This window comes from Corynebacterium sp., from assembly GCF_030538285.1.
Classification (GTDB): Bacteria; Actinomycetota; Actinomycetes; order Mycobacteriales; family Mycobacteriaceae; genus Corynebacterium.
Genome location: NZ_JAUNUG010000075.1, coordinates 1 through 8,015, shown reverse-complemented (window position 1 = coordinate 8,015; position 8,015 = coordinate 1). Strand labels below are relative to the sequence as shown.

Genomic DNA, 8,015 nt, shown 5'->3' with positions numbered 1-8,015 from the left:
CCCACAGCATCATCTTGTTCATCATGCCCATCTGCATGGCCATCATGTCGGCGTTGTCACCGGTCGGGGCCGCCTGCTTGCCGGAGGCGATGCGCTGCTTCTGGCGGTCAATCGACATGCGGGCGTTGAAGTGGGTGGCCACGGCGATGATGATGGCCAGCGGCGCGGCGACGAGGACGATGTCCATGCGCGAGAAGTCGACCGGCTGGAACGCCTGGTACATGTCCTGCGGCATGGAGATGTAGGAGGACAACGGGACACCGAAGAAGCGGGCGTCGATGAAGGACTGGACCTCGTCCACACCGAAGTAGTAGTTCGGGGTGTTGCGGTTCTGCTCGATGGACATGCCCAGCTGGCCGACGCCCTCACCGGTGCGGTTGAAGGAGCGCAGCACGTGGAACAGGCCGAGGAAGACCGGGATCTGGACGAGCATCGGCAGACAGCCCAGCAGCGGGTTGACGCCCATCTCCTTCTGGACCTTGCGCGTCTCCTCCATCATCTTCTGCTGGTCGTTCTTGTACTTGGCGCGGATCTCCGCCATCTTGGGCTGCATTTCCTGCATCTTGCGGCCCGAACGCAGCTGGTTCTGGGTGGGCTTGAACATGATGGCCTTGACCGTGAACGTGAGCATCACGATCGACAGCACCCAGGTGATGCCGAGGTTCGGGTCGAGTACGAAGCTGAACGCCTTGTGCCAGAACCACAGGATGAAGGAGATCGGCCAGTAGATGAAATTGAGCACTGTGAGTCAGGACTCCTTGAAATCGTTTTTCTCAGGGACGGGATCGTACCCGCCCGGATGCCATGGGCCGCATTTGCTCAGACGGACCGTTGCCATGACGAGACCTCTGACCGCCCCGTAATGGCGGACGGCTCCCAGTGCGTAGGAACTGCAGGTCGGCTCGAAACGACACGACGACCCCATCTTAAGGGGCGAGACATGTTTTTGATAGAACAGCACCGCGCCCTCGAGGGCACGGGCCGGTGGGGACAGGCGTCGGGGGCTACTCATGGAGTGCCCCGAGTCGCCGGAGGCCCGCCCGGATATCGGTGGTCAGCTCGCTTGTCGACGCCACGCCAGCCGCCGGCATTGCCCGGATGACCAGGTCGCAGGTGGCCGGGATCTCCGCGAAGAGAGCTGCGCAGACGTGACGAAGCCGCCGGGAGGTGCGGTGACGGATCACCGCGTTCCCGACGGCCTTGGAGACGATGAGCCCGACGCGGGGACCACCCTGGTGGGCGATCCCGGCGTCGGGCCCGGTGCTGTGATCCAGCAGGTGGACCACGACGGTGCGGCTACCGGCGCGGCGTCCACGTTTGATCGTCCGGCTAAACTCAGTCGGCGACGTGAACTTGTGCTGCTTCGGAAGCACCGTTGGAGCTGAAAATTACGCGGTCAGCTTGGCGCGGCCCTTACGGCGACGCGCCGAGACGATGGCGCGCCCTGCACGGGTGCGCATACGGGTACGGAAGCCGTGCACGCGTGCGCGACGTCGGTTGTTCGGCTGGAACGTCCGCTTGCCCTTTGCCACGGTGTTCTCCTCTGCGGTGACGCGGCTGGCCGGACGGGACCGGCGTGGCCGCTGAAATTTTTCTATGACGGTTTGAGATGCCAGAGATGCTGGCGTGCAGCTCCGCACTGAACGCGCGGCGGTGGCCGCGGCCCGGTGCTCCGGTGCCGGTGCTGCTCTCACACACATCCGCCAGCGCAATCCCGTGGCGGGCGCATCCGGCGGTGTGACAGACCATCACAGACTACGCGAGGCAGGCCCTCTCGAACAAATTGGCATTCCGGCGTGTCGCTCACGGCCCGACGGGTGCCCCTGAAATGACAATCCTGTGATTTTGAGCAGCTCACCGGGGTGTTTGCCCGTTTCCCCAGCGGGGTGGAGAGTGGCCGCGGTGGCCGCCCGGATTCTCGTCGAGCGTTCGATGGACACCCGGCGGCGGGGTTGGGTAACAATGGAGGGACTAACAGAAAATCACAGAGCAGTCACCAACAAACCTGTGGATAACCGTCAATCTGAGGTTGAGGGTTTGTGCACAGGATACTGTTCCCGCAGGTGAGAGGGTCGCCGACAGCGAATCGTTTTATCCACAGCCCATGCACTAGGCTGTGGATGAATTCGGTCGTCGGAACCTTCCACACCTGTGGACAACTCTGTGGATGACGAGGTTGGGGCCCTTATCGGGCCTGTGAATGATGCGTGCACAACCTCGCACCAGGTTCGAGCCAGCACCGCATCACCTGTCATTCGACCGGACACCACTGACCTCGTCGGCAACCGCCGTGGGGGTCCGTCTGTGCCCGCAGTCACCGGCCGAGAAATCTTTCGAAGGAGCAGCCCCGACGTGGCGGATCAGCAACAGTCACTAGCCGACACCTGGCAGGCGATCAAGGCGGAACTCCTCGACCAGTCCGAGCGCAGCGACTCCTCCATCCCGACGTTCACCCACCAGCAGCGCGCCTTCCTCGGCCTGGTGCAGCCCATCGTGCTTGTCGACGGCTACGCCGTCCTGGCCACCCCGCACGCCATGGCCAAGCAGGTCATCGAGGAGGACTTCGGCCCGCACATCGTCAAGGTGCTCTCCGAGCGCACCGGCCGGCCCTGCAGCCTCGCCGTCTCCATCGAGCCGGAGGCCGCGCCGGCTCCTGAACCCACGCCAGCTCCTCCGACCCACTCCTTCCAGGCCACGGCCCCGGGAGTGCAGGAGCGGATCCCGGATCATCACCTCGGGTGGGACACCTCGCACACCACCGCCCCGGTGCAGACCCACACCCCGGCCCCCGCAGCACCGCGCTACGACCAAGCCCAGCGTCTGCCCCGCGAGACCCCGGCGCACGATCCCAACCGGGAGAAGTCGCTCAACCCGCGCTACACCTTCGAGAGTTTCGTCGTCGGCTCCTCCAACCGCTTCGCCAACAGTGCGGCCGTCGCCGTGGCGGAGAACCCGGCCCGTGCCTACAACCCGCTGTTCATCTGGGGCGGATCGGGCCTGGGCAAGACGCACCTGCTCCACGCGATCGGCAACTACGCCCAGGTGCTGCAGCCGGGCCTGCGGGTGAAGTACGTCTCTTCGGAGGAATTCACCAACGACTACATCAACTCGGTGCGAGATGACCGGCAGGAGTCCTTCAAGCGGCGCTACCGCAACCTCGACATCCTCATGGTCGATGACATCCAGTTCCTCGAGGGCAAGGAGGGTACGCAGGAGGAGTTCTTCCACACCTTCAACGCCCTCCACCAGGCAGACAAGCAGATCGTGCTGTCTTCCGACCGGCCCGCGAAGGAGCTCACGACACTGGAGGACCGCCTGCGGACGCGATTCGACGGCGGACTGCCGGTCGACATCCAGCCGCCGGACCTCGAGACCCGTATCGCCATCCTCGACAAGAAGGCCCACGCCGACGGCACGCAGATCGACCGTTCCGTGCTCGAGCTCATCGCCTCCCGCTTCGACTCCTCGATCCGCGAGCTCGAGGGCGCGCTCATCCGCGTGTCCGCGTACTCCTCGCTCATTAACGAGCCGATCACCATGCAGATGGCGGAGATCGCCCTGCGTGAGATCCTCCCGGACGCCGCCGACGTCGAGATCACGGCGTCGACGATCATGGAGGTAACCGCGGACTACTTCGGCATCACCCTCGACACGATCACCGGCACGGGCAAGACCCGCGCGGTGGCGCACGCCCGCCAGTTGGCGATGTACCTGTGCCGTGAGTTCACCGAGCTCTCCCTGCCGAAGATCGGCCAGGAGTTCGGCGGCAAGGACCACACGACGGTCATGTACGCCGAGCGCAAGATCAAGAAGGAAATGACCGAGAAGCGCGACACCTACGATGAGATCCAGCAGCTCACGCAGCTGATCAAGAACCGCAACCGCGCCTGATTCCGCCTGCTTATCGACGCCCCGGTGTTTCCTGAGGAAGCACCGGGGTTTTTCATCCACAGGGTTATCCACACCTGTGTAATTACACCAGTGTTGTTCCATGAACTTTGTCACATGGTGACCGGGACCACACCGGACCACAGGCCTGTGGATAACCCCGTTTTCGCTGTTAGGAAGCGGTGGATGGATTCGCCCTGCGCTGTGGAACGAATCCGGGGTCGGGAAGTTATCCACATTGGCCCAGAGTTATCCACAGCTTGTCCACACCCCGAATCACATCCCGGAATTCATGCACTACCTTGTGAATCGACCCTCCATCCACAGATTGCACAGGACCTACTGTTACTACTCTCTTTTCAACTTGTAATTCTTAAAGAAGAAAGAGGATGTGGGGAGAAGCCGTCCGGACAGGGCCCTACCGGGCCCCGATCGGCGTCGAGAAGCGAATGACAAGATCCGGTGGTGCCAGACGCTGACAGTCGGTCAGGTACGTTGGAGTTTGTTATTCACCCGGATCACAAGTTTTCGAGGAGCCCGCAAGCATGGAGTCACAAGCAGTGTCGTTCCGGGTGGACAGGGATGATCTGGCCCACGCCGTGGGGTGGGTCGCCAGAAGCCTGCCCACCAAGGTGACCCAGCCGGTGCTGCGCGCGATGCTCATCACCGCGGACGACAACGGCCTGCAGTTCGAGGGATTCGACTACGAGGTCTCGACCCGCGTCAATGTCGCCGCGGAGGTCACTGAGCAGGGGCGGATCGCCGTCGCCGGCAAGCTCATCGCCGAGATCGTCAGCAACCTGCCCAACAAGCCGGTCGAGCTCCGTGTCGACGGCTCAAAGGCGCTGCTCTCGTGTGGTTCCTCCCGCTTCGAGCTTCCGCTCATCCCGCTCGACGACTACCCGCAGATCCCGGCGCTGCCCGCGGTCACCGGCAGCATCAACCCGGCCCTGTTCAACGAGGCCGTCACCCAGGTGGCCACCGCCGCGGGCAAGGATGACACCCTGCCCATGCTCACCGGCGTCCACATGGAGATCTCCGGACGTCAGGTGAAACTGGCCGCCACCGACCGTTTCCGCCTGGCGCTGCGCACCTTCGAATGGGATCCCGTCGCCGCGGACGTCGAGGCCAAGCTGCTCGTCCCGGCCCGCACCCTGCTCGAGAACGCCCGCAGCCTCGACACCTCGCTCAACGAGCCGGTGGAGATCGCCGTCGGCACCGGCGAGCAGATCGGCGCGGCCGGCCTGTTCGGCATCCACACCGATCAGCGGGAGACCACCACCCGCATGCTCGACGCGGACTTCCCGAACATCCAGCCGCTGCTTCCCAAGACCCACACCTCCATCGCCAGCGTCGCGATCGCCCCGCTGCAGGAGGCCATCCGCCGCGTCAGCCTCGTCACCGAGCGCAACGCCCAGATCCGCATGCAGTTCAGCGACGGCGAACTCATCCTCTCCGCCGGTGGCATGGACTCCGGCCACGCCGAGGAGCGCCTGCCCTGCGCCTTCACCGGCAAGGACGAGCTCATCATCGCCTTCAACCCCGGCTACCTGCGCGACGGCCTGGCCGTGGTCCACACCGAGCGCGTTGTCTTCGGTTTCACCGAGCCCTCCCGCCCGGCGATCCTCGTCCCGGAGCCGGCCGAACTTCCGGAGGCCGACGCCGACGGCACGTTCCCGACCCCGGAGACCGAGTTCACCTACCTGCTCATGCCGGTGCGCCTGCCCGGATAGGTGGGTGGCTCATCTACATCAGGACGCTTGACCTGCGGGATTTCCGCAGTTGGCCGGAGCTGACGCTCACTCTGGAACCGGGGATCAGCCTGTTCGTCGGCCGCAACGGATTCGGCAAGACCAACATCGTCGAGGCCGTCGGCTACACCGCGCACCTGGCCTCCCACCGGGTGGCGCACGACGCTCCCTTGGTGCGGCAGGGCGCGGACAACGCCCGGGTGTCGGTCACCGCGGTCCACGAGGGCCGTGAGCTGACCTGCCATCTGCTCATCAAGCCGCACGCGGCGAACCAGGCGCAGATCAACCGCACCCGCCTGGGCTCCCCGCGGGAGATGCTCGGCGTGGTGAAGACGGTGCTGTTCGCACCGGAGGATCTCGCGCTCATCAAGGGGGAACCGGCCGAACGGCGTCGCTACCTCGACGACATCATCGCCACCCGCAGCCCCCGGCTGGCCGGCGTCAAGGCTGACTACGACAAGGTGCTGCGCCAGCGCAACGCCCTGCTCAAGTCGGCGAACGCCGCCCTGCGCCGCGGCTACCGGGACGCCGACGGGGCGGGTGCACTCGCCACCCTCGATGTGTGGGACGGCCAGTTGGCGGCGCACGGCGCGCAGCTCATCGCCGCCCGACACTTCCTCGTGGAGGAGCTGCGCGAGCTCATCGCCGAGGCCTACGCGGGCCTCGCGCCGGAATCCCGCCCGGTACAGGTCAGCTACCGGTCGACGGTGGCGTCGACAAGCACGGAGGTGGAGGTCATCGAGGCGGAGATGCTCGCCGAGCTGGGCCGGGGACGCACCCGCGAGATCGAACGCGGCATGTCACTGACCGGGCCGCACCGAGATGATCTGGTGCTCGAGCTCGGGCAGGCGCCGGCCAAGGGGTTCGCCTCGCACGGCGAGACCTGGAGTTACGCCATTGCACTGCGGCTCGCGGAGTTCCGGCTGCTGCGTCGCGACGGTGCGGACCCGGTGCTCATCCTCGACGATGTCTTCGCCGAGCTCGACGCGAAGCGCCGGGAGAAGCTCGTCGACCTGACCTCCGACGCGGAACAGGTGCTCATCACCGCCGCCGTCGACGGGGATCTGCCGGCCAACATCACCGCGCGGGCGAAGAAGTTCCTCGTCACCGTGGCAGACACCGATGAGGGCCGGATCAGTGTGCTGGAGTCCGGCGATGACTGAGCCGGACCCCGTTCAGGCCGCCTTCGACGCGGTGCGCAAGGCGGCGAAGCAACGCGGCTCGACACCCATGCCCTCACGGAAGCCGGTCCGCTCCACGCAGCCGCGACGCATCGGACGACCGACGGGCAAGGACGGACGCTCCCGACGGCGACCCCTGGACGTCGATACGTTCGGTTCCCTGCTGGGCACCGAGATCAACCAGCGCGGCTGGCAGAAGGATATCGCCGGTGGCTGGGTCCACGGCAACTGGGCCGAGCTCGTCGGACCGAAGATCGCGCAGCACACGACGGTGGAGATGGTGAAGGACAAGTCCCTGTTTATCACCTGCGACTCCACCGCCTGGGCGACGAATCTGCGGATGATGCAGCGCCAGATTCTGCAGGTGATTGCGGAGAAGGTCGGGCCCAACATCATCGTGGAACTGAAGATCTTCGGACCGCGCGCGCCGAGTTGGCGCAAGGGTCCTCTCCACGTCAAGGGTCGCGGGCCACGCGACACCTACGGATAAGGGCGATTTGGCCGAGATCGCACGAGAAAGGCCTTCAGACGCGAGTGCCCCCTACCCTGGTACGGGACCCCGCGGTGTAGACTGAGGCAGTCTGATTATCTTCTAGCGAGGAGAGCTCGTTTCACGTGGCTAACGCTGAACACCAATACGACGCGTCATCGATCACGATTCTCGAGGGCCTCGAAGCCGTCCGTAAGCGCCCCGGTATGTACATCGGTTCCACCGGACCGCGCGGCCTGCACCACCTGGTGTGGGAGGTCGTCGACAACTCCGTCGATGAGGCCATGGCCGGCTACGCGACAAAGGTCGAGGTGACCCTGCTCGCCGACGGCGGCGTGCAGGTCGTCGACGACGGCCGTGGCATCCCGGTGGAGATGCACCCCTCCGGTGCCCCGACGGTGCAGGTTGTCATGACCCAGCTGCACGCCGGCGGCAAGTTCGACTCCGACTCCTATGCGGTGTCCGGTGGTCTCCACGGCGTCGGTATCTCCGTGGTCAACGCGCTGTCGACCCACGTCGAGGCCGACATCAAGCGCGACGGCAAGCACTGGATCCAGAATTTCCAGAACTCCGTCCCGGACGAGCTCATCGAGGGCGGCAATGCCCGCGGCACCGGCACCACCATCCGGTTCTGGCCGGACGCCGAGATTTTCGAGACGGTCGAGTTCGACTACGACACCATCGCGCGTCGCCTGCAGGAGATGG

At 65.2% G+C, this 8,015-nt stretch carries 9 protein-coding genes; 5 read left to right on the top strand and 4 right to left on the bottom strand.

Annotation, left to right across the window (positions count from 1 at the left end; translation table 11 throughout):
- The 4 genes from yidC to rpmH all read right to left on the bottom strand — a co-directional run.
- A partial coding sequence (gene yidC / locus Q4G50_RS14160) for a membrane protein insertase YidC (protein ID WP_303378297.1) occupies nt 1–742 on the bottom strand: 742 nt, incomplete at its 3' end.
- A 6-nt stretch (nt 743–748) separates the two neighbouring features.
- Entirely contained in the window at nt 749–1,012 is a 264-nt protein-coding gene (gene yidD / locus Q4G50_RS14155; protein ID WP_303378296.1) for a membrane protein insertion efficiency factor YidD, read from the bottom strand.
- A complete protein-coding gene (gene rnpA / locus Q4G50_RS14150; protein WP_303378295.1) occupies nt 1,005–1,373 on the bottom strand; it encodes a ribonuclease P protein component in 369 nt (122 codons plus the stop codon). Before rnpA ends, yidD begins: the two co-directional genes overlap by 8 nt.
- 15 nt (nt 1,374–1,388) lie before the next feature.
- Complete coding sequence (gene rpmH / locus Q4G50_RS14145; protein WP_015402223.1) at nt 1,389–1,532, bottom strand: 50S ribosomal protein L34; 144 nt, start codon at nt 1,530–1,532, stop codon at nt 1,389–1,391.
- An 820-nt stretch (nt 1,533–2,352) separates the two neighbouring features.
- Here rpmH and dnaA point away from each other — a divergent pair.
- From dnaA to Q4G50_RS14120, 5 genes are all read left to right on the top strand, one after another.
- The gene (dnaA, locus tag Q4G50_RS14140; protein ID WP_303378294.1) at nt 2,353–3,891 is read left to right on the top strand and encodes a chromosomal replication initiator protein DnaA; all 1,539 of its coding nucleotides are present in this window, start codon (nt 2,353–2,355) and stop codon (nt 3,889–3,891) included.
- Nucleotides 3,892–4,433: 542 nt separating this feature from the next.
- Nucleotides 4,434–5,621 carry a DNA polymerase III subunit beta gene (gene dnaN, locus Q4G50_RS14135; RefSeq protein WP_303378293.1) on the top strand — a complete coding sequence of 396 codons (1,188 nt, stop codon included), beginning with the start codon at nt 4,434–4,436 and terminating at the stop codon, nt 5,619–5,621.
- Nucleotides 5,622–5,632: 11 nt separating this feature from the next.
- Entirely contained in the window at nt 5,633–6,802 is a 1,170-nt protein-coding gene (gene recF / locus Q4G50_RS14130; RefSeq protein ID WP_303378298.1) for a DNA replication/repair protein RecF, read from the top strand.
- On the top strand, nt 6,795–7,310 hold the full coding sequence (locus Q4G50_RS14125) for a DciA family protein (RefSeq protein WP_303378292.1): 516 nt from the start codon (nt 6,795–6,797) through the stop codon (nt 7,308–7,310). Before recF ends, Q4G50_RS14125 begins: the two co-directional genes overlap by 8 nt.
- A gap of 125 nt (nt 7,311–7,435) precedes the next feature.
- The coding region (locus Q4G50_RS14120; RefSeq protein WP_303378291.1) for an ATP-binding protein at nt 7,436–8,015 on the top strand (580 nt) is incomplete at its 3' end.